Below are 21,469 nucleotides of genomic sequence, written 5' to 3' on the forward strand. Positions count from 1 at the left end.
ATGCAAATTGATCTTTCTACACTCGACCCAAAGCAAAATATTATAATAAAAGGCGCACAAGTACATAATTTAAAAAATGTAGATGTTGCCATTCCGAGAAACAAACTTGTAGTAATTACAGGGCTTTCAGGATCAGGGAAATCAAGTTTAGCTTTTGATACTTTATATGCCGAAGGACAGCGTCGCTATGTTGAGAGTTTATCATCATACGCACGTCAGTTTTTGGGACGTTTAGATAAACCAAAAGTAGAATACATAAAAGGGATTGCACCTGCAATTGCCATTGAGCAGAAAGTAAATACAACAAATGCTCGTTCGACTGTTGGAACTTCTACAGAAATCTACGATTATATTAAACTTTTATTTGCCAGAATTGGAAGAACCTATTCTCCGGTTTCTGGTCAGGAAGTCAAAAAAAATACCGTTACAGATGTTGTTTCTGATGTAAAAACACTCGAAATCGACAGCCGCTGGCTTTTGCTTGCTCCAATTCATTTAGAAGAAGGCCGTTTGCTTGAAGACAAACTAAAAGTACTTTTACAACAAGGTTTTGCCCGTATTTTAGTCGATAACGAAATGGTTCGTTTAGATGAATTTACACCAACAGAACTGCATAAACTGGACAATAAAGACATTTTATTAATCATTGACCGTATTGTGGTTAAAGAGGAAGAAGAGTTTTACAATCGTCTTTCTGATGCTGTACAAACTGCTTTTTTTGAAGGAAAAGGAATTTGCTATCTTCAGGAAGTAGGTTCAGAAAAAAGATTTTCCTATTCTAATAATTTCGAATTAGACGGAATTACATTTTTGGAACCAAACGTACATTTGTTCAGTTTTAATAATCCATACGGAGCCTGTCCGGTTTGTGAAGGTTACGGAAATATTATTGGAATTGATACTGATTTGGTTGTGCCGAATACTTCATTATCCGTTTTTCAAAGTGCCATTTACCCGTGGCGCGGCGAAAGTATGAGCTGGTATAAAGATGAATTGGTAAAACATGCTTATAAATTCGATTTTCCAATTCACAAACCTTATTTTGAACTTTCAGAAGATCAAAAAGATTTAATCTGGAAAGGAAATCAATATTTCCAGGGTTTGAATGATTTCTTTAAAGAACTTGAAGAAAAGAATTATAAAATACAAAATCGTGTCATGCTTTCGCGTTACCGCGGAAAAACAAAATGCCACGCCTGCCGTGGAAAACGTTTACGTGAAGAAGCTTCATACGTAAAAATCAACGGAAAAACGGTTTCAGATTTAGTCGATCTTCCTATTAGACATTTGGTTACTTTCTTTAAAAACATTGAATTGAATGTTTACGAACAGCAAATTGCCAAACGTTTGATGGTTGAAATCAATAATCGTTTATCATTTTTGACAGAAGTTGGTTTAGATTACCTGACTTTAAACCGAAATTCAGCTACACTTTCTGGAGGAGAATCGCAGCGTATTAATCTTGCTACTTCATTAGGAAGCAGTTTGGTTGGTTCGATGTATATTCTGGACGAACCAAGTATTGGTCTTCACCCAAAAGATTCAGAACGATTGATTAAGGTTTTACTTTCTCTTCGTGATTTAGGAAATACGGTTATCGTAGTAGAACACGACGAAGATATCATGAAAGCTGCCGATATGATTATTGATATTGGCCCAGAAGCCGGAACTTTTGGAGGAAAACTTGTGGCACAGGGAACTTATGCAGAGATTTTAAAATCAGATTCTCTTACGTCCAAATACCTAAATGGCGATTTAGAAATTTCGGTTCCAAAGAAAAGACGAAAATTCAAAAATCATATTGATATTATTGGTGCCAGAGAAAATAACCTTAAAAATATCAACGTTACTTTTCCTTTGGATGTTTTAACGGTTGTAACTGGAGTTTCAGGAAGTGGAAAAAGTACACTGATTAAGAAAATTTTATTTCCTGCCATGCAGAAAAAACTGGAGAATGCTGCCGAGAAAGCAGGACAATTCAGTGAGATTTCAGGTTCTTTTTCTCAGATCAAACATATTGAATATGTAGATCAAAATCCAATTGGAAGAAGTTCGAGATCAAATCCGGTAACATATATTAAAGCGTATGATGACATTCGTGATTTGTATGCGAAAGAAAAATTATCGAAAATAAGAGGCTATCAGGCTAAGCATTTTTCTTTTAATGTTGATGGAGGCCGCTGCGAAACTTGTAAAGGAGAAGGCTCTATAAATGTTGAGATGGTCTTTATGGCCGATGTTTCGCTGCCTTGTGAAACCTGCGGTGGAAAACGATTTAAAAAAGAGATTCTTGAAGTTGCTTTTGATAATCAAAACATCAACGATGTGCTGACCATGACGATTGATGATGCAATCGCTTTTTTCGAAAAAAACAAGCAGACTAAAATCACACAAAAATTACAGCCTCTGCAAGATGTTGGTTTAGGATATGTCCAATTAGGACAATCTTCTTCTACTCTTTCCGGTGGTGAGGCACAGCGTATTAAGTTAGCTTCATTTTTAGTAAAAGGTGCAACAAAAGATAAAGCACTATTTGTTTTTGATGAACCTACAACAGGACTTCATTTTCATGATATTAAAAAATTATTGGCTTCATTTGATGCCTTAATCGAAAAAGGACATTCGATTATTGTAATTGAACACAATTTAGATTTAATAAAATGCGCCGACTGGATTATTGATTTAGGTCCCGAAGGCGGTGAAAATGGTGGACATTTATTAGCCACAGGAACACCGGAAGATGTTGTTAAGATAAAAGAATCGGTTACCGGAATTTATTTAAAAGATAAATTATAAACGGAACTATTATAAAAAAAGTTAGCCCTAAATTACAATCTTAATGATTGAGATTTAGGGCTAAACTATTTTAGACTGAAATATTTTATGCTACTAAGCATTTTTCTTCAAAAGGAAAGCCATCTTCGTCAATGGCAACTAATACCTTTTTTTGTTTGGAAGCCTCGAATGTTAGATATAGCCAAGCAAATGACCATAATCCGAGGGTTAAACAAAAAATCATGAAATTTAAACTGTGGTTAACTACTTTTCCTCCTTTAGAAAGAACCGCAAAAAGTAATTCATCATTTCTCTCTTCTAGTGTAAATCCATTATGAACTTTGTTCGATATCATATTGGAAAACACCTGTACACTTTGTTCCTGACTTAGCTTATTGCTTTTCATAATCGTTTGTTGGGTTTGTCTGCATGTGATACTTAAATTTAATAATTTTGGATAGCTATTTAATTTAAAAAAAACATTAAGACACCACTTTTACTGGCCTTATGTAAATATTTCTCATACTGTCAATGAAAGAGATGTAATAAAAATCTACATAAAATTAATTGTAATAAATTGAAAAACAAAATAAATTGAGTGAATTTTTTAAGATTTTCTTCACATTTTCAAGATGTTATATAAAAAAGTGGCTTTTATTTTGGATAATGAAAAAATTGTACCCTTAAATAATTAAGTTCGGAATTCGTTATTCTATCAATAAAGAAAACTCCTAAATCTTTATCCCGATCTTTCTGAAAATATTATCAATAACCTTATTAATATCCGGAGAGATATTAAATTTATAATTTAGGTAAACATATAGAATTGTTACCAAAATTGATTTTAAGGCAATACTAATAAGCTGATAAAATGGAAACTCCCAAAAATAGAAAACAAGAAACAATACAAACGTAAGCAGCATTGAAGAAAGCGTTTCTTTTGTAAAAGGATATAAATGAAGTTTCTTAACAACAAAAAGCAGTTTAGCCAAACTGTATAATGTGATGGACAATAAAGTAGCAAAAGCTGAACCGAAAATTCCAAAAATTGGAATGAAGATCATATTTAAAACTACAGTCAACACAACCAGCATTAGTCCTAAATACAATACCATTCGGTAATATTTAGTATTAAAAATAATTGCATTGTTGTTTCCTAAAATCAAATCGAAATATTTAGACAAACCAATCATAAATACAACTGCAATTCCGCCGCTGTATTCTTTTGGAACTAATTCGTACAATTGATTAATATTTACAAATATGCAGAGCATTACAAAACCACCCACAATCTGCAGATTAATAGAAGTCTTTTTATAAAGATCATTCAATTCGTCATGCTTATTTTCATGCATTAATTTTGCCGTAATTGGATATACGATTTGATGCATCGCACGACTCGGAACTGAAATTACCAAAGCAATATAAGTAGCAACAGAATAGAAGGCAATATTTTCAATCTGCATATATTGATTTAATATCATTTTATCTCCATCCAAAAGCAAATTAGCAACGCTTCCTGATAAAATAATATAAAAAGTATATACTAATATATCTTTTGTATTTGTTGGTATTGTAAATTGAAAAGTTGGTTTCTGAATACTAAATGCGTATAGCATGGTGATAAGGAACGCCAGAAAATACAAAATTGCTGTTGCGTACACAAAACCTTCTACACTAAGCCAATTGTAATAAACACCTATTAATAGAAATAATGAAAATAATCGTAAGCCTACTTCCTTAACAAAATTTCCAAAAACAGAATGCATATTTACTCGCAGCCAGGCATAAAAAATTTCAAAATAGGCCATACATAATCCTATAAATGGTATTAACCAGATATAACTTTTTACAATCGCATTCTTTTTTGAAACAAAAAATAAAATCTCATCATAAAAAACAAGTCCAATCAATAAAAGTGGAATTATTAATAGCAGAGGAAATAAAACCGTAAAAGATAAAAAACGGGATTTTTCTTCGTCGGTTTGATATTGTGAATAAAATTTAACCAAGGTGTTTTGCATTCCAATCGCAAATAAAGGCATAATCACATTGGCGCAAGACGTCACATAATTTGTTAAACCATAAAAAGTTGCACCTAAAAAAACAGGATATAAATAAAGTGTATTAATGGCTCCAATTCCAAAGCCAAAGTATGTTATTATAGTGTTTTTAAAAGACTGGTTTAAGACAATACCCATTTTTTGATTGCAGAGTTTAGATTGTAGAGTTTAGATTTTTGATTTTCTGCTCTCTTTTTATTTTTTGAAATTGTTGTTTTTAATGAATCAACTGCGCTAATTGCTTAGTCAGGTTTTTTCTTGAATATTGTTGTAAACCAACACCGTTAGCTTGTAATTTTCCTTCTAAAAATTGATTATAAAAGTCCAAAATTACACTTTTTAACTTCGCTTTTTCAGAATAATCAAAAAATACGCCTGTATTGGTTTCTTTTATAATATCGGCAAAATCAGAACCTTGCGGTCCAATAGCAATAATTGGACGATTAGAGACCATATATTCAAACAATTTTCCTGGGATAATACTTTTAGTGTCTTCAGAGTTTATTTCGATTAAAAGTAAAACCTGAGACTTTTTTTGATGGGCAATTGCTTCATGATGCGAAACGTAACCTAATAAGTTCAAATAATCGTTTAGTTTAAATTCCTGAACAGCATCTAAAACTTCCTGACTTACGGCACCAATTAATTTAATTTCTAAATGGTTTTTAAAATCAGGAATTTCCTGAAGCAATTCAACAAGACATTCCCATAAAAATTTTGGATTTCTGTCTGATAAAAATGAACCGATATGAGCAAGCGTAAACTTAGTATCTAACGTTTGTTTTTCTACGTTCTCAATATCGTAACCATTTGTAATTACTGAAATTGGTTTATTAGTAATTGCCTGAAATTCGGTTTTTGTAGTTTTACTTGTTACAATTATGGTATCGGCAGAGTTGAGAACTTTGTGCTCTAAACTTTTATGCTTTTTGGCAGCATAACTGGATAAACGCAGCGCTTTATGATAACCAATCGTTGTCCACGGATCGCGGAAATCTGCAAACCATTTTACATTTAGTTTTTCTTTTAATTCTAAACCAATTAAATGCAAACTATGCGGCGGACCCGACGTTACAATAGAATCAATATTATTTTCTTTGATGTATTTTTCAAGATAAGAAACAGAAGGTTTTACCCAAAAAACTCTCGCATCAGGAATAAAAAGATTTCCTCGCACCCATAAAAAAGCTTTGTCTAAAAAGGTCTGCTTTTTTTTATGTGGAAAAATTCCCGAACTGATTTTCTTGGTTTTGTTTTTTGAAAAAACAGAAGCTAACTGGTAAGGCTCCCAAATTTTATTTTTAAGAACAATTACTTTATCTGATATTTCGCTTACTAAACCTTCGTCAATAATTGGATAAGTTGGATTTTCCGGAACATAAACAATAGGCTGAACCCCAAAGTCTGGCAAATATTTTACAAATTTCAGCCAACGCTGTACTCCCGGCCCACCAGCTGGAGGAAAGTAATAGGTTATAATTAAGAGCTTTTTTTGTTCCAAGGAAAATCGTTTATTATTTTAAAGTGCAAAGTTAAAGTTTATTTCAAAGCTAATTTTTTGTATACTTTATATATAATATATATTAAAAGTAAACAGTTTAAGAAAATCCAAAAATTATAAAAACCCCAGACAATTTTATATTCAGTTTTCATGCTTGAAAAACTAAAATATTCTCCTTGACTTTCATTGTAAAAGTCATCATAACCCATCATATAAATTCCGCAAAAAACAAATACGAATAAATCAAAAACGGCAAAGACAACTATTTTTAGAATTTTTGAAATTAACATCTAAAAGTTAGACTTTAAATTCACTCTTATTTGTACTATGTTTTTTTCTTTCGAAATAAATACCGCCAATCAAAAGCACAAACATTCCAATTGAACTTATAAGGTTAATTGTGCCACCTGTTTTAATAACCTGCGGTTCAAACTTAAATTCTATAGTATGTTTTCCGCCCGGAATTTCCATTGCTCTTAAAACATAATCAACTGGAAAATGATCTGTCAATTTTCCATCTATATATGCATTCCAGCCATTTTTATAATAGATTTCAGAGAAAACAGCTAAACCATCTTTTCCATTATCTGATTGATATTTAATGTAATTTGGTTTGTATTGAACTACTTTTATGGTTCCAGTTGTGTCCCATTGTTTCTTCATTCTGGCATTTTGAAATTTACTTTCATGCTCATGAACGTTAAAAACACCCACTTCCTTAGTATCAATATGATCTAAAGCTTTCATGACATCATCTGGTTTATTTACAAGCTTAACAGCACTTACAAACCAAGCATTTCCATTTGCATCAGGATTAACTGCTGGTATTGGTGCACCTGTAGAATCAGCCTGAATTACATACTTAACATTTAACATATTAAGCACTTCAAGGTTCATATTTTTTGATCTATTACCAATTTGGTAATCAAACAATTGCTGCATTCTTCTTGGTTTTGCAGCATGATATCCTCCAATAGAATGGTGAAAATAAGAAGCTGTCGCACTTGACATGTTTCCATCTATATCAAAAACTCTGTAATGAGTTGTATCTTCTAAAATTTTAGCATCTGCGGCTGTTTCCTGAAAAGGAGCTGCAATCTGAACCGGGCTCACAAAATCCTTTGCTGAGACGTATTTTTTGTCAACAAAAAACAAATCAAAAATCATTAAAAGAGCAACGATAACTAAAGTTGTTGTCTGCGAAAATTTGTTTTTAATAAACAGCCATAAAGTTCCAAATGTTACTACGATAAAGAATCCTGAACGCAGCAAATCTGCAGAATATAAAGACTTTCTATCTTCTATTAAAACATCAACAAATTCTTGTCCGTACATTTGAAGAAAATAGTTGTCACTACTTCCTGAAAAATGGAAGAAACCTTTGGCAATTACTAAAATTAAAATAACTCCCAATCCAAAAACTCCAGTTTGAACAAGCGCTTTTTGCTGTAATTTAGGTTCGTCTTTTGCTTTAAAAAACGACTGAATTCCCATTACTGCTAAAACTGGCAAACATAATTCTAAGATTACCTGAATAGATGATACAGCTCTAAACTTATCATACATTGGCACATAATCAATAAAGAAATCTGTTAACAGTGAGAAATTTTTTCCCCATGAGAGTATTAAAGAGAATAATGCTCCTGAAAGAAAAACATATTTAATTTTTCGGTCATCAATAAATAAAGCTAAGACTGCCAAAAAGAATACTACAATTCCAATGTATGCCGGAGCAGCAACAATTGGCTGATCTCCCCAATAAGTAGGCATTGCCGAAACAAAACTTTCTGCCTTAGAAGGTTCTACATTATGATCAGTCATAAATGTATACATACTACTGTCTTTACCTATATTTTCATGATTTGATCCTCCAAAAAGTCTCGGAGCAATTAGATTGAAACTTTCGGCAATTCCGTAACTGTATTCCGTAATATATTCGCGGCTTAAAGCGTTTTCATTTTCCTTTTTAGTTCCGTCAGGATTAAAAGTTAATTCGCTGTTGCTTCGTGTACTAAACTTAGCATATTCACTTGTCGCTAATAAATTTCCTGCATTAGCACCAATTGCAAAAATTCCGGCTACAGACAAAGTTCCAATGGCAACTAAAAGCGGTTTATATTCTTTCTCTCTTATAAAAGTAAAAGCAAAATAACCTGAAAGTATCAATAAGAAAATCAATAAATAATAGGTCATCTGAAAGTGGTTGGCATTAACCTCTAACGCCACCGCAAACATGGTGAGTAATCCTCCCCAAATATATTTTTTCTGAAAAACGAGTATAAATCCGGCAATAACCAATGGCATATAAGCAATTGCATGCGCTTTTGCATTATGTCCTACGCCAAGAATGATAATTAAATAAGTAGAAAAACCAAACGCAATTGCACCTATAAAAGCTTTTAAAGGATCTGTTTTTAAGACTAATAGCAAACCATAAAACCCTAAAAAGTATAGGAATAAATAATCAGCCGGACGTGGTAAAAAACGTAAAACATCATCTATTTTTCCAACGAAATCATTAGGATAATTTGCACCTAACTGATAAGTCGGCATTCCGCCAAAAGCAGAGTTTGTCCAGTAAGGCTCTGTATGTTCTGCTGCTCTAAAATCATTTTGCTCTTTGGCCATTCCGGTGTATTGAGCAATATCTGACTGGAAAATCTGTTTTCCCTGCAAAACAGGATAAAAGTAAATTAAGGAAACGAGAATAAAGCCCAGGATTACAAGGGCGTGCGGATAGAATTTATTTACTATTTTCAATTTTGGCTGGTTTGGTTAAATGATGAATCCTAATACTACAAGGATACAAACTTAATCTATTTCTTCGTAATCAACATAATCGCCCACCTTTTTGGTTTCGCGCGGTTTTTTGGCATTAGCAGTATTAATGATTATTTCGTCATTATTGTTATTACGAGTTTGCTGCCAGGAATTATCCTGACTGTATTGTTGTTGTCTTTGAAAATTTTCTCCTGCTTTCTCAACCGCTTTTTTAACCAATACTGGCAAAAAGATTCGGGCCAAAAATTTAAAAATATAATAAAACGCAATAATCCACATTATCGTTTTAAACAAATTTGTAAAAGATGCTTCTTGCATGATCATATAATTTTTTTCCAAAATTAGTAAATCCGTTGTTTAAAATTAAAATATCAATCTTAAATAAATAATAAAATATAGTACATTTGAAATGCGTTATAGCTTTTAATCAAAAAATACATTTATGTTGAAAATTAAAAACTTACTCTTTGCGTTTCTTTTTTTAATACCACAATTTTTCTTCGCACAATATACAGATGTGATTAATTCGAACCGTCCGGGCGAAACTATGTCGGCTTATGCGGTTGGAAAATCAGTTATTCAAGGCGAGATTGGCGTTTATGGTATTAAAGAAAAACACAACTTATTAGATTATGACGCTACCGGTTTTGGTACAGATTTAACCGTTAGATACGGTGCTTTTTTGGAGCAGCTTGAATTTATTTTAGATGTTCAGTATCAAATGGAAAACTTTGATACTCCGTATACCAGCTATAAAAAAAATAACTTCAGACAGACCGTTTTAGGGGCTAAATACCTAATTTACGATCCTTATAAAAACTATAAAAAAGAAGCTAATATCTATAGTTACAAAGCGAATCACAGTTTTCAATGGCGTGAATTAATTCCGGCTGTTTCTATTTTTGCCGGAGCAAATTTTGTTGGTGCCGATAATCCGTATTATTTCTCTCCAAATGGAGATATTTCTCCTAAAGTTGCCTTAGTAACTCAAAACTTATTTGGCGGAGGAAGATGGGTTTTTGTAACCAATATTATTGCAGATTATATAACTACAGATTATCCGAGTTATGGTTATATTTTAACTTTAACACACGGATTTAATGACAAATGGTCTGGATTTGTTGAAAACCAAGGATATAAAAGTGATTTCTATAGCGATGCAATTGTGCGCGGCGGTGCGGCGTATCTTTTATCTCCAAATATGCAGGTTGATGCTTCTATAAGTACTAATTTCAAAGACACGCCTTCTATTTTATATGGCGGAGTTGGTTTTTCATGGAGATATGACGGATGGTACAAGGAAAAACAAATTGCTAATAAAAACAAAGAAAAAGCAAAGAAAAACTCTGATAATAAAGAAGAAAAAGTAGATTATCAGGAAAAAGAAAGAAAACGTAAAGCTAAATACGAATAAATTTAATAATCAAACCTTTAAAAAAGGAGTTAATACGACCTTAATGATTACAATCAAAGAAGCCAAAACTAAAAAAGAGCTAACAGATTATATAAAATTTCCATTTTCACTTTATAAAGATAATCCATATTGGGTTCCTCCTATTATTGCTGATGAATTAGAATCTTTTGATAAAACTAAAAATCCTGCGTTTGATAATGCAGAAGCTTATTTTTATCTGGCTTACAAAGACAACGAAATTGTTGGGAGAATTACAGCTATTATAAATTGGGCAGAAGTAAATAATCAGCATAAAAGAAAGGTTCGTTTTGGATGGTTTGATGTTATTGATGATATCGAGGTAACAAAAGCGCTTCTTGAAAAAGTTTACGAATTAGGAAGAAAACACAATCTGGAGCATGCCGAAGGCCCAATGGGGTTTTCTAACTTGGATAAAGTTGGGGTTCTTACGGAAGGTTACGATCAAATGGGAACCATGATTACCTGGTACAATAATCCTTATTATGTTACTCATTTTGAACAATTAGGTTTTCAAGTTGAAAAAGAATATATCGAAAGTATTTTTCCGTTTTCGAATGTAAAACCTGAATTTTTCCTGAAAGCTCAGGAATTAATCAAAAAACGTTACGGACTTAGATCGTTAACTTTCACCAAAACAAAAGACATAATGCCGCACGTGGACAAAATGTTTGATTTGTTTAATGAATCTTATGCTAAACTGGCTTCTTTCGTAGCTATTTCTGATGTTCAAAAAGAATATTTTAAAAAGAAATACATTAGCTTTATCAATCCTGAATATATAAAGTTTGTGGTAGATAAAGATGATAATTTAGTTGCTTTTAGTATTGTAATGCCAAGTTTTAGTGAGGCGTTGCAAAAAGCTAAAGGAAAACTTTTTCCGTTTGGTTTCATTCATTTATTGAAAGCCAGAAAGAAAAGTAAAGATGTTGTTTTTTACCTTATCGGAGTTCATCCTGATTACCAAAACAAAGGTGTTACAGCAATTATTTTTGATGAATATTTTAAAACTTTCTCCGAAAAAGGAATTCAAAATTGCATCAGAACTCCTGAATTAGCCGAAAACACAGCGATTCATTTGCTTTGGAAAAACTTTGACCCAAAAATTCACTGCCAAAGAAAGACTTACTTGAAATATCTTTAAGAGTTCTTAGTCGCAGTATAAACATAAAAAAATCCATTCGCCCCCAAAACGAATGGATTTTTTACTTTAATAACAATTCATTAATCCACTTTGCAATCTATTTTGGTCAGCGTATTTTTCTGATCAAATTTAAGTTTGGTTTTATCTTTAAATGATACTTTGTCATTAGCTTGTACAACATCTCCATACCCTTCGATAAGAGTTCCGTCTTTTTGTAAAAAAACAACTTCTCGTACAGATGAAGTACCTTCAGAATTAAAAGTATAATCGGCAACTATGGTGTCGCCTTTCATATTTCCAATCAGAGTTCCTTCATTTTTATCTTTTCCTACCAGATTATAACTTAATTTTCCGTTTACTTCCTGATGAGAGTTTACATTAAAACTAATCTCAATTACGCTTCCATTTGCTCTCCATGCATAACATTGATCTCCTGCAGGTTCTACAATTTCAGCCTCTTTTGGAGGATTTGGTGTAATTTGTACGGGCTCTGTAGTAGTGGTTTCTTTTTTACAGGAAATAAGAACCGTTAAAATAAGGGTCGTTATTGCTAATACTTTTTTCATAATGCTGAGTTTTTTATTTTGTGATTTATGAATTAAAGTTACTTTAAATAAAAAAAATCCATTCGTATAACAAATGGATTTTTTTACATAATTTCCACTTAAGGAAATCTTATTTTTAAATTAATTACGAAACGTCAACTGTAGTGCGTTCTGCAATTTCTTTATAAGTTCCGTTAACTAATTTCTCACGAATTGCTTCAAAAGCAGTTAAAGTTTCTTCAATATCAGATAAAGTATGAGAAGCTGTCGGGATCATTCTTAATAAAATAATTCCTTTTGGAATAACCGGATAAACAACAATCGAAAGGAAAATACCGTAGTTTTCTCTTAAATCGTTTACCATTACCATTGCTTCAGGAATACTTCCTTCTAAGTAAACCGGAGTAATACAAGTATTTGTATCTCCAATATTGAATCCTTTTTCTTTAAGACCGCTTTGTAATGCATTTACATTTTCCCAAAGTTTATCTTTAATAGAAGATGAATTACGCAATAACTCCAAACGTTTCAAAGAACCAATTGTCTGGATCATTGGTAACGCTTTAGCAAACATCTGCGAACGTAAATTGTATTTTAAGTAATCAATAACCGTTTTATCTGCAGCTACAAAAGCTCCAATATTTGCCATTGATTTTGCAAAAGTCGAGAAGTAAACATCAATATCATCCTGAACTCCCTGCTCCTCACCTGCTCCGGCACCTGTTTTACCAAGTGTACCAAAACCGTGTGCATCATCAACTAATAAACGGAAATTGTATTTTTGCTTCATAGCAACAATTTCTTTCAGTTTACCCTGCTGTCCGCGCATTCCAAAAACACCTTCGGTAATAAATAAAATACCTCCGCCTGTTTCTTCGGCCATTTTAGTAGCACGCTGCAGGTTTTTCTCCATACTTTCAAGATCATTGTGTTTGTAAGTAAAACGTTTACCCATGTGCAAACGAACACCATCAATAATACAAGCATGTGAATCTACATCATAAACAATGATATCATTTTTTGTAACCAAGGCGTCAATAATAGATACCATTCCCTGATAACCAAAATTCAACAAATAAGCTGATTCTTTCATAACAAAAGAAGCCAGTTCATTTTCTAACTGCTCATGATAAGTTGTGTGTCCAGACATCATACGAGCTCCCATAGGGTATGCAGCGCCATATTGAGCCGCAGCATCCGTATCTGCTTTACGAACTTCTGGATGATTAGCTAATCCTAAATAATCATTTAAACTCCAGTTTAAAATATTTTTTCCGTGAAACGTCATTCTAGGACCCAACTCTCCTTCTAACTTTGGGAAAACGTAATAACCTTCTGCCTGAGAAGCCCATTTTCCTAAAGGTCCTTTATTGTCCTGAATTCTTTCGAATAAATCTTTTACCATAAATATATTTTGAAGTAATAATTTTATTTATACAGGTCGCAAAAATAATGATTATTATTCTAAAATAGAGTTGGGCATTTGTTTTTATTAAAAAAATATCAAAATATTAGTTTACAAAAAATTTACACATACTTAAAGAATTGAATTTAAAATAGTTAACCGCAATAAAAGTATACACAATAAATTAATATAAAGTTTTTATTAGTAAGTATTTTATGATTTTTATCATAATAAAAGATAAAATAGTCTTTTATTTTTACTCCTGATTTAAAACTAAATAAAACCAAAACCTTATGAAAAAGAAAAATAACATTTCGATTAAAATGAACATGTTGTTATGCTTACTTTTTACTATTTTTTTAGGAAGTTGTAAAAAAGAAGAATCAGTAAATTATACTGATATAATGACCGAAGGAGAAATGAATGCCGAACTTACTGCTCCGCCAATGGTGCCAAAACCTGTTGGAAACAGAACGGCCATGAAACTCAAATTAAACATGGAAATCAAAGAGCAGGAAGGCACTATGACTGATGGCGTAAAATATACGTATTGGACATTTGGAGGCTCTGTACCGGGAAGTTTTATCAGAACGCGTGTTGGCGATGAAGTAGAATTTCATTTAAAAAACCACCCCGATAATAAACTGCCTCATAATATCGATTTGCACGCTGTAACCGGACCGGGCGGCGGGGCGACTTCTTCACTTGTTGCACCGGGGCATGAGAAAGTATTCAGTTTTAAGGTGATCAATCCGGGATTGTATGTATACCATTGTGCAACAGCGCCTGTAGGAATGCACATTGCAAACGGCATGTATGGTTTGATTTTGGTTGAACCAGAAGGTGGACTTCCTCCTGTTGACAAGGAATATTATGTGATGCAGGGCGATTTTTATACGCAGGGCGAATATGGCGCAAAAGGTTTACAGCCATTCGACATGAATAAAGCCGTAAAAGAAACTCCTGATTATGTTGTATTTAATGGTAAAGTGGGCTCGCTTACAAACGGAAATGAGTTAACTGCAAAAGTGGGAGAAACGGTACGTTTGTTTGTTGGGAATGGCGGTCCAAACTTAGTATCGTCTTTTCATGTTATTGGAGAAATATTTGACCATGTTCATGTAGAAGGCGGAACTGTAATTAATAAAAACGTCCAAACGACTTTAATTCCGGCTGGAGGCGCTGCAATTGTTGATTTTAAAGTAGAAACTCCGGGAACTTTTATTCTGGTTGACCATTCCATTTTTAGAGCATTTAATAAAGGAGCTTTAGGAATGTTGAAAGTAGAAGGAAAAGAGAATAAAAACATCTATTCTGGAACGATTCAAGAAGGAATTTATCTGCCAGAAGGCGGAACGATTCAAAAAATGCCTGAAAGTACAACTGCAAAAACTGCAATACCTAAACGAACTGGCGAAGAGAGAATAAAAATTGGAAAAGAAATCTTCGGTACCACTTGTTTTGCCTGTCACCAATCTGAAGGGCAAGGGATTCCGAATACCTTTCCTCCTCTTGCAAAATCAGATTATTTAAATGCTGACTCCAAGCGTGCAATTAAAACAATTTTACATGGTCTAACCGGAGAAATAAGCGTAAACGGAAAAAAATACAATAATGTAATGCCGGCTCAAAATTTATCTGACGATGAAATAGCAAATGTTCTTACTTATATCTACAACAGCTGGGGAAATAATAAAACAGAAGTTACGCCAGAAATGGTAAAAGCACTCCGATAACAATCAAAAATAAAGCATGAAAAAATTTATTTTCATTCTTACCTTTTTCCTGACGGTTACAGGCATAACAATAGCTCAGGAAATTGGGATGGCTCTGATAAAAGAGGGACGTTTTGTTCCTCTTTACGGAGCCTCATCTAAAAAACCTGTATTTGTAAACTCTTTTTATTTAGACATTTATCCTGTTACCAATGCTGAGTTTTTAAGCTTCATCAAAAAAAACCCAACATATAGTAAATCGAAAATTAAGGGAATTTTTGCAGATAAAACGTATTTGTCTTATTGGGAAAATGATTTTGATTTTGGCAGTTCAAAACCAAATTCGCCTATAACGGCTATTTCTTGGTTTGCGGCAAAAAAATACTGCGAATGTCAAGGAAAAAGTTTACCCACAATGAATGAATGGGAATATGCAGCGATGGCCGATGCAAAAACAATCGATGCCAGAACCAAAAAAGAATTCAATAATTACATTTTATCGTGGTATGAAAAGTCGAAAACGTATGAAAATGAAGTAGGTAAAACGTTTAAAAATTATTGGGGAGTTTACGATATGCATGGTTTGGTTTGGGAATGGACTTCCGACTTTAACAGCATTTTTTTATCAGGAGAGTCTAGAAAAGATAAAAGCAGCGATAAAAATTTATTCTGCGGAAGCGCCTCTGTAAACGCATCAGATTTAATGGATTATGCAGCATTTATGCGATATGCTTTTAGAGGAAGTCTTAAAGCGCAATACTCAACCCGAAACCTTGGTTTTAGATGCGCCAGTTCAACAAAACCAAAAGTTAATCTTTAAATTAATTGCAATGAAAAAAACAATAATTGCGGTTTTTATTCTTCTGTTTTCGTTACAAAGCTGTAAAGAAAATAAAAAGGAAACTGCAATAACAAAAAAGGAAATAAGTGATTTATCTATTTATAATCTTCCTTCAAAATGGACAACTCAAAACGGAAACGATATTGAACTAAAAAGCCTAAGAGGAAATGTGCTGGTTATGGTAATGATTTACACAAACTGTAAAGCCGCCTGCCCAAGATTAGTTGCAGATATGCGAGATATTGAAACAAAACTCAATAAAAACACCAAAAAGAATGTCAAACTTATTTTAGTAAGTATTGATCCTAAAACAGACACGCCCGAAAGATTAAAAGCTTTTGCTATTTCGAATAAAATGAATCAGGAACCATGGCTTTTTCTTCGTTCATCTGACGAAAACACACGCGAATTTGCAGCAGTTTTAGCCGTGAATTACAAACAAATATCTCCTGTAGATTTTTCGCATTCTAATATTATAAGCGTTTTTAATCCCGAAGGAGAATTAGTTTTTCAACAGGAAGGTTTAGGTGTAAACAACGAAAAAACAATTGAAACTATAAATAAAGAAGCAGAGAAGATTTAAAATTTTGAATAGGTTGAATTAGTGAAAAAGCATACTATAAATTTTATAATATGCTTTTTTTTAAACATATAGAAACATAGATTTTGTAAACTTAAAAAGGCATTTCATTTGCATTAACAAAAATAGCTATGTGTAAAAATCTAGATTTTTTTAAATTCTCTTTTTATAAATATTCTAAAACCTATGTTTCTATGTGTTTAAGTAAATCTCAATTCATTGAAAATAACAAATTCACTATAATAAAAAACACCGATAAATAGTATTATTATCGGTGTTTTTCTCTAGTTAAAATTATAGTTAAGCAAATTCTTCTTCCAGTGCAACCGCTTTTGGAAACAAAATATTATTCTCTAAATGAATGTGTTTATGTAAATCTTCTTCAAACTCTTTCAGCATGGCATACGTCACTTTATAAGTCGTACATCCATCGGCAGGAGGTGTATAATTATTAGTCAAATCAGCAATTTCTCTAAAACGGTCGCCTTCATTTTCATGTTCGTGCATCATCATGGCAATTGGATTTGAAACCGTTCCGAAAGAAGGCTGTGATAAAACTCCGTTAGCCTCTTTCGTTTTTACCATTCTTTTTACAAAAGGAAATAAAACCAGTTCTTCCTTTTTCATGTGCTGCGTCAATTCTCCTGCACATCCAATAAACAATTCATTAATTTTAAATAATTCAGGATGATTTGAACCATGAACGCTGCATAATTTATCTAGAAAACTCAGCAGAATTTGTGTTTTATCTTCCACATAACGATGATGCTTTTTTTCTATATAATCTACTAATAAATCTAAAGACCATGAATTAAAATCGATTCCGTTGTTATTTTCTGACTGCAAAACATCATAAATATTTTGAAACAGTGCGTCAGAATTAATTTCCTCCTTTTCACAAACTTCAGAAACCGTTCTGTTTCCTTTACAGCAAAAATCAATTTTATATTTTGAAAATACAGCAGCAGTTCTATAATCCTGAGCCACAAATGATCCGATTGTTTTGTTTTTTAAATTTTCCATTTTTCGTAAAAATTAATATTGATATTCATTTTGATTTTCAATAAAAGATAAAATTATCTTTTATTAATGTTTAAAAAAACTCCAAACCAAAATAAGGCTTGAAGTTTATAATTTATTCAACAATTAATACACCTTTCATCATAGCCACGTGACCTGGAAAAGTACATAAAAAGTTGTATGTTCCTTTTTTATCAATTGTAAATTCGATAGTATCTTCTTCACCTCCGCCCAATAATTTTGTATGAGCAACAATTGAAGCTTTTTCAGAAGCCGGAATATAATCTGTAGCTTTTGCTTCGATTGCTTTTGCAGCAAAAGCACCTTCATCTGTTCCTTGCTGTAAAATTACCAAATTATGCCCCATTGCTTCTTTTGGAATTGTACCTACGTGTTTTAAAGTAAGTTTGATCGGTTTTCCGGCAACTGCTTTTAATTCGCTTTTATTAAACTGCATTTGGTCATTTCCTTCAATAACTAAAACATTTTCAACACCTGCTTCCGGTTTTACACCCTCATCTGATGTTGTTTCATTTATTTCTGTCGATTCGTCAGCAGGAGCTGCTTCTTTCTTTCCGCAAGAAGTTACTGCTAAAAACCCCATTAGCATTACCATCGAAATTGTGACTTTTTTATTCATTACTATATATTTAAATTATAAGATTTATTCGCTTTTATTAAAGATTTTCAAATAATAATCTCCCGCATTTACGCCAAGTGCCAGCTCCTCTAAAGTGGTATTGGTAAGCATTGCCAAAAGCAGTTCGCGTATTTTTTTAAATTGATTGTGTACGGGACAAGGATGAATTTCTGAACATTCTTTCAGGCCAATTCCGCAGCCTTTATAAATGGTATTTCCGTCAATCGCATCCACAATCTGAATTAATTTTATCGATTTTAATGCTTCTTTCGAAACCTCAAAACCTCCTCCTACTCCTTTTGCCGAATAAATGATTCCGTTTTTAGTTAAAATCTGCATAATCTTGGCAGTAAAAGGCTCCGGCGAATCAATTTCTTTGGCAACATCTTTTATTCCAACCCTAATTCCTTCTGAAGATTTGGTTGCTATAAAAATAGAAGCCCTAATTCCGTACTCACACGCTTTTGAAAACATATACTAATTAATTAATTCCTTACAAATGTATTCAAATTCACTATAAAAGACAAATTTATCTTTAATTAATTTTTATAATAGAAACCTTATTTATAACCAAAATAATTAACACGGTCAAAAACACTTATTCACCAACAAATTCACCTAAAAACGAATTTTAATTTTAACTTTGATTGTACTTAATTTCTAATATCTAAAAAATGCCAGCAAGCAACGTAAGAGAATTAAAATTAGCTGTTCTTATTGACGCGGATAATGTGCCCTACAGTAATGTAAAAGGGATGATGGAAGAAATTGCAAAGTTTGGAACTCCTACAACAAAACGAATTTATGCGGACTGGACGAAGCCAAATGCAAACGGATGGAAAGCGGTTTTACTGGAGCATGCCATAACTCCTATTCAGCAATATAGTTATACGGTTGGAAAAAATTCTTCAGATTCGGCATTGATTATCGATGCCATGGATTTGCTTTATTCGGGAAAATTAGATGGTTTTTGTATTGTTTCCAGCGACAGCGATTTTACCCGTCTGGCGATTCGACTTCGAGAATCTGGTATGAAAGTAATTGGCATTGGTGAAAAGAAAACCCCAAGTTCTTTTATCGTTGCCTGCGACAGGTTCATTTATATTGAGGTTCTGGATGGCGCCATTCAAAAGAAAAAACCAAAAGCAACTGCAGCAGATACCAAGAAACCTGTAGAAAAACCTACTGAAAAAGCACTCCACAAAGTCGACAAACAAACCATTGATCTTATTGAAGCTACAATTGAAGATATTGAAGATGATGACGGCTGGGCATTTCTTGGCGATGTGGGCAATTTGATTGTAAAGAAAAAACCAGAATTTGACCCAAGGAATTATGGTTATTCTAAGCTTACGCCAATGCTGAAATCATTAACGGATATTTTGGAAATCGACGAAAGAGAATCGGATAAAAAAGGCATTAAACACGTCTATGTTCGATTACGATACAACTAATTAAATTATTACCTTATTACTATTATTACTTAAACATGAGAAAAAAATTCTTTATTTACGGATTCTTATTGTTTCTAATTGTTATTGCAATTTATCATTACACGGGTCGAGGCTATTTACTCGTTTTTATTATCCCAATTTTATTGATTATTGGAGCTTATAATGCTTCTCAAAAAAAACATGCCATTTTAAGAAACTTTCCTGTTTTGGGCTATTTCAGGTATTTATTTGAAATGATTGCCCCGGAAATTCAACAGTATTTCATCGAAAGATCTACAGATGGAAAACCTTTTTCACGAAACCAGCGCTCACTTGTTTATCAAAGAGCCAAAAATATTGATTCGAGTACGCCTTTTGGAACGCAGCAAAACTTAAATACCGAAACTTATGAAGGTATAAAACATTCTATTTTTCCGGCAAAAGTAAATGAAGAATTACCACGTGTTTTAGTGGGCGGAAAAGATTGCAAACAACCTTATTTAGCTTCTTTATTTAATGTTTCTGCAATGAGTTTTGGTTCACTGAGCGAAAATGCCGTTCGTGCCATAAATATTGGTGCTAAAAAAGGAAACTTTTATCAAAATACTGGAGAAGGTGGTTTAACAGAATTTCATCTTGCCGGAGGCGGAGATATTACGTGGCAGATAGGAACCGGATATTTTGGATGCCGTGATGCAGAAGGAAATTTCAGCCCTGAAAAATTCTCAGAAAAAGCCAATCTCCCGAATGTAAAAATGATTGAAATTAAGCTTTCACAAGGTGCAAAACCAGGACATGGCGGTGTACTTCCGGCGGCTAAAAATACAGAGCAAATTGCTAAAATTAGAGGTGTTGAACCGCATACGATGATTCTTTCTCCTCCGGGACATCATGCTTTTTCTGATTCTAAAGGATTGATTCGTTTTGTGAAACAATTGCGTGATTTATCAAATGGGAAACCAATTGGTTTTAAATTATGTATAGGAAACACAGCTGAATTTGAAGCAATCTGCCACGAAATGATCGCTGAAGATACGTATCCTGATTTCATTACCGTTGATGGTGCTGAAGGTGGAACGGGAGCTGCGCCATTAGAATTTGCAGATGGTGTTGGAATGCCTTTTGAACCAGCTTTGATTTTCGTAAACAAAACATTAATCGGTTTAAATATTCGTGACAAAATACGCATTATAGGAAGCGGAAAAATTATTTCAGGATATTCAATTCTGCATGCCGTAGCTTTAGGCGCAGATATGTGTAACAGCGCGCGTGGTTTTATGTTCTCTTTGGGATGTATTCAGGCATTGCGCTGTCATAATAACGAATGCCCTACTGGAGTTGCGACTCAAAATAAAATGTTGATGAAAGGTTTGGTTGTAACCGATAAATCAGATCGTGTTTATCATTTTCACAAAAATACACTTCATTCTGCAAACGAACTTTTGGCTGCGGCCGGAAAAACATCTTTTGCAGATGTTGATATTAATATCTTTATGCGTGGTGATGAATTTACCAATTTATCAGAATTGTATTTCCCTGATAATTTGACAAACGTTACCAAACGTAATTAAAACAAAAAGCCTCTTTGAAAACT

Annotated in this window: 18 protein-coding genes; 8 read left to right on the plus strand and 10 right to left on the minus strand. The window is 33.0% G+C overall.

What is annotated here, in order from left to right; translation table 11 throughout:
• Nucleotides 1–2,796: an excinuclease ABC subunit UvrA gene (gene uvrA / locus J2Y38_RS08615; RefSeq protein WP_309841296.1), complete on the plus strand. Its 2,796-nt coding sequence runs from the start codon at nucleotides 1–3 to the stop codon at nucleotides 2,794–2,796.
• Between the two features lie 85 nt (nucleotides 2,797–2,881).
• Here the strand turns inward: uvrA and J2Y38_RS08620 are convergent, their stop codons facing one another.
• The 5 genes from J2Y38_RS08620 to J2Y38_RS08640 form a co-directional block, all read right to left on the minus strand.
• Nucleotides 2,882–3,181 (minus strand): hypothetical protein, encoded by a 300-nt coding sequence (locus J2Y38_RS08620; RefSeq protein WP_044047707.1) that lies wholly within the window; start codon nucleotides 3,179–3,181, stop codon nucleotides 2,882–2,884.
• A 325-nt stretch (nucleotides 3,182–3,506) separates the two neighbouring features.
• The gene (locus J2Y38_RS08625; RefSeq protein WP_309841299.1) at nucleotides 3,507–4,976 is read right to left on the minus strand and encodes an oligosaccharide flippase family protein; all 1,470 of its coding nucleotides are present in this window, start codon (nucleotides 4,974–4,976) and stop codon (nucleotides 3,507–3,509) included.
• Nucleotides 4,977–5,055: 79 nt separating this feature from the next.
• A complete protein-coding gene (locus J2Y38_RS08630) occupies nucleotides 5,056–6,339 on the minus strand; it encodes a glycosyltransferase family 4 protein (RefSeq protein ID WP_309841300.1) in 1,284 nt (427 codons plus the stop codon).
• A 297-nt stretch (nucleotides 6,340–6,636) separates the two neighbouring features.
• The gene (locus tag J2Y38_RS08635) at nucleotides 6,637–9,099 is read right to left on the minus strand and encodes a YfhO family protein (protein WP_309841301.1); all 2,463 of its coding nucleotides are present in this window, start codon (nucleotides 9,097–9,099) and stop codon (nucleotides 6,637–6,639) included.
• A gap of 51 nt (nucleotides 9,100–9,150) precedes the next feature.
• Nucleotides 9,151–9,438 carry a DUF4834 family protein gene (locus J2Y38_RS08640; protein WP_044048302.1) on the minus strand — a complete coding sequence of 96 codons (288 nt, stop codon included), beginning with the start codon at nucleotides 9,436–9,438 and terminating at the stop codon, nucleotides 9,151–9,153.
• A 124-nt stretch (nucleotides 9,439–9,562) separates the two neighbouring features.
• Here J2Y38_RS08640 and J2Y38_RS08645 point away from each other — a divergent pair, with 124 nt between their 5' ends.
• Both J2Y38_RS08645 and J2Y38_RS08650 read left to right on the plus strand, forming a co-directional pair.
• Nucleotides 9,563–10,534 carry a transporter gene (locus tag J2Y38_RS08645; RefSeq protein ID WP_309841306.1) on the plus strand — a complete coding sequence of 324 codons (972 nt, stop codon included), beginning with the start codon at nucleotides 9,563–9,565 and terminating at the stop codon, nucleotides 10,532–10,534.
• Between the two features lie 43 nt (nucleotides 10,535–10,577).
• A complete protein-coding gene (locus J2Y38_RS08650; protein WP_309841307.1) occupies nucleotides 10,578–11,696 on the plus strand; it encodes a GTP cyclohydrolase in 1,119 nt (372 codons plus the stop codon).
• An 80-nt stretch (nucleotides 11,697–11,776) separates the two neighbouring features.
• Here the strand turns inward: J2Y38_RS08650 and J2Y38_RS08655 are convergent, their stop codons facing one another.
• Nucleotides 11,777–12,262, minus strand: coding sequence for a hypothetical protein (locus J2Y38_RS08655; RefSeq protein WP_309841309.1), 486 nt, complete (start codon nucleotides 12,260–12,262; stop codon nucleotides 11,777–11,779).
• 124 nt (nucleotides 12,263–12,386) lie between these two features.
• Entirely contained in the window at nucleotides 12,387–13,646 is a 1,260-nt protein-coding gene (locus J2Y38_RS08660) for an aminotransferase class I/II-fold pyridoxal phosphate-dependent enzyme (RefSeq protein ID WP_053473718.1), read from the minus strand.
• 293 nt (nucleotides 13,647–13,939) lie between these two features.
• Here J2Y38_RS08660 and nirK point away from each other — a divergent pair, with 293 nt between their 5' ends.
• The 3 genes from nirK to J2Y38_RS08675 are packed head-to-tail and all read left to right on the plus strand — an operon-like array spanning nucleotide 13,940 to nucleotide 16,785.
• The gene (gene nirK, locus J2Y38_RS08665) at nucleotides 13,940–15,382 is read left to right on the plus strand and encodes a copper-containing nitrite reductase (protein WP_309841311.1); all 1,443 of its coding nucleotides are present in this window, start codon (nucleotides 13,940–13,942) and stop codon (nucleotides 15,380–15,382) included.
• A 16-nt stretch (nucleotides 15,383–15,398) separates the two neighbouring features.
• Entirely contained in the window at nucleotides 15,399–16,181 is a 783-nt protein-coding gene (locus tag J2Y38_RS08670) for a formylglycine-generating enzyme family protein (protein ID WP_309841312.1), read from the plus strand.
• Nucleotides 16,182–16,191: 10 nt separating this feature from the next.
• Nucleotides 16,192–16,785 carry an SCO family protein gene (locus tag J2Y38_RS08675; RefSeq protein ID WP_309841314.1) on the plus strand — a complete coding sequence of 198 codons (594 nt, stop codon included), beginning with the start codon at nucleotides 16,192–16,194 and terminating at the stop codon, nucleotides 16,783–16,785.
• 297 nt (nucleotides 16,786–17,082) lie between these two features.
• Here J2Y38_RS08675 and ric read toward each other — a convergent pair whose 3' ends face one another.
• The 3 genes from ric to J2Y38_RS08690 form a co-directional block, all read right to left on the minus strand.
• Nucleotides 17,083–17,805 (minus strand): iron-sulfur cluster repair di-iron protein, encoded by a 723-nt coding sequence (gene ric / locus J2Y38_RS08680; protein WP_309841315.1) that lies wholly within the window; start codon nucleotides 17,803–17,805, stop codon nucleotides 17,083–17,085.
• Nucleotides 17,806–17,917: 112 nt separating this feature from the next.
• Nucleotides 17,918–18,442, minus strand: a complete 525-nt coding sequence (gene azu, locus J2Y38_RS08685) for an azurin (RefSeq protein ID WP_309841316.1) — start codon at nucleotides 18,440–18,442, stop codon at nucleotides 17,918–17,920.
• A gap of 24 nt (nucleotides 18,443–18,466) precedes the next feature.
• The gene (locus J2Y38_RS08690; RefSeq protein ID WP_309841318.1) at nucleotides 18,467–18,916 is read right to left on the minus strand and encodes an Rrf2 family transcriptional regulator; all 450 of its coding nucleotides are present in this window, start codon (nucleotides 18,914–18,916) and stop codon (nucleotides 18,467–18,469) included.
• Nucleotides 18,917–19,116: 200 nt separating this feature from the next.
• On the opposite strand from J2Y38_RS08690, the gene J2Y38_RS08695 reads away from it, so the two are divergent.
• Nucleotides 19,117–19,896, plus strand: a complete 780-nt coding sequence (locus J2Y38_RS08695; RefSeq protein WP_256634047.1) for an NYN domain-containing protein — start codon at nucleotides 19,117–19,119, stop codon at nucleotides 19,894–19,896.
• 35 nt (nucleotides 19,897–19,931) lie between these two features.
• Nucleotides 19,932–21,446, plus strand: a complete 1,515-nt coding sequence (locus tag J2Y38_RS08700) for an FMN-binding glutamate synthase family protein (RefSeq protein ID WP_309841320.1) — start codon at nucleotides 19,932–19,934, stop codon at nucleotides 21,444–21,446.
• The last annotated feature ends 23 nt before the right edge of the window (nucleotides 21,447–21,469 follow it).

Origin of the sequence: Flavobacterium sp. 2755 (genome assembly GCF_031455715.1) — a bacterium.
Classification (GTDB): domain Bacteria; phylum Bacteroidota; class Bacteroidia; order Flavobacteriales; family Flavobacteriaceae; genus Flavobacterium.

Excerpts from the sequence above, each read along its gene's own strand:
- azu (WP_309841316.1), bottom strand. The coding sequence starts at position 18,442 with ATGAATAAAAAAGTCACAATTTCGATGGTAATGCTAATGGGGTTTTTA.
- J2Y38_RS08655 (WP_309841309.1), bottom strand. The coding sequence starts at position 12,262 with ATGAAAAAAGTATTAGCAATAACGACCCTTATTTTAACGGTTCTTATT.
- nirK (WP_309841311.1), top strand. The coding sequence starts at position 13,940 with ATGAAAAAGAAAAATAACATTTCGATTAAAATGAACATGTTGTTATGC.
- J2Y38_RS08675 (WP_309841314.1), top strand. The coding sequence starts at position 16,192 with ATGAAAAAAACAATAATTGCGGTTTTTATTCTTCTGTTTTCGTTACAA.
- J2Y38_RS08690 (WP_309841318.1), bottom strand. The coding sequence starts at position 18,916 with ATGTTTTCAAAAGCGTGTGAGTACGGAATTAGGGCTTCTATTTTTATA.
- J2Y38_RS08640 (WP_044048302.1), bottom strand. The coding sequence starts at position 9,438 with ATGCAAGAAGCATCTTTTACAAATTTGTTTAAAACGATAATGTGGATT.
- J2Y38_RS08660 (WP_053473718.1), bottom strand. The coding sequence starts at position 13,646 with ATGGTAAAAGATTTATTCGAAAGAATTCAGGACAATAAAGGACCTTTA.
- J2Y38_RS08625 (WP_309841299.1), bottom strand. The coding sequence starts at position 4,976 with ATGGGTATTGTCTTAAACCAGTCTTTTAAAAACACTATAATAACATAC.
- J2Y38_RS08620 (WP_044047707.1), bottom strand. The coding sequence starts at position 3,181 with ATGAAAAGCAATAAGCTAAGTCAGGAACAAAGTGTACAGGTGTTTTCC.
- J2Y38_RS08700 (WP_309841320.1), top strand. The coding sequence starts at position 19,932 with ATGAGAAAAAAATTCTTTATTTACGGATTCTTATTGTTTCTAATTGTT.
- J2Y38_RS08670 (WP_309841312.1), top strand. The coding sequence starts at position 15,399 with ATGAAAAAATTTATTTTCATTCTTACCTTTTTCCTGACGGTTACAGGC.
- J2Y38_RS08650 (WP_309841307.1), top strand. The coding sequence starts at position 10,578 with ATGATTACAATCAAAGAAGCCAAAACTAAAAAAGAGCTAACAGATTAT.
- uvrA (WP_309841296.1), top strand. The coding sequence starts at position 1 with ATGCAAATTGATCTTTCTACACTCGACCCAAAGCAAAATATTATAATA.
- ric (WP_309841315.1), bottom strand. The coding sequence starts at position 17,805 with ATGGAAAATTTAAAAAACAAAACAATCGGATCATTTGTGGCTCAGGAT.
- J2Y38_RS08645 (WP_309841306.1), top strand. The coding sequence starts at position 9,563 with ATGTTGAAAATTAAAAACTTACTCTTTGCGTTTCTTTTTTTAATACCA.
- J2Y38_RS08695 (WP_256634047.1), top strand. The coding sequence starts at position 19,117 with ATGCCAGCAAGCAACGTAAGAGAATTAAAATTAGCTGTTCTTATTGAC.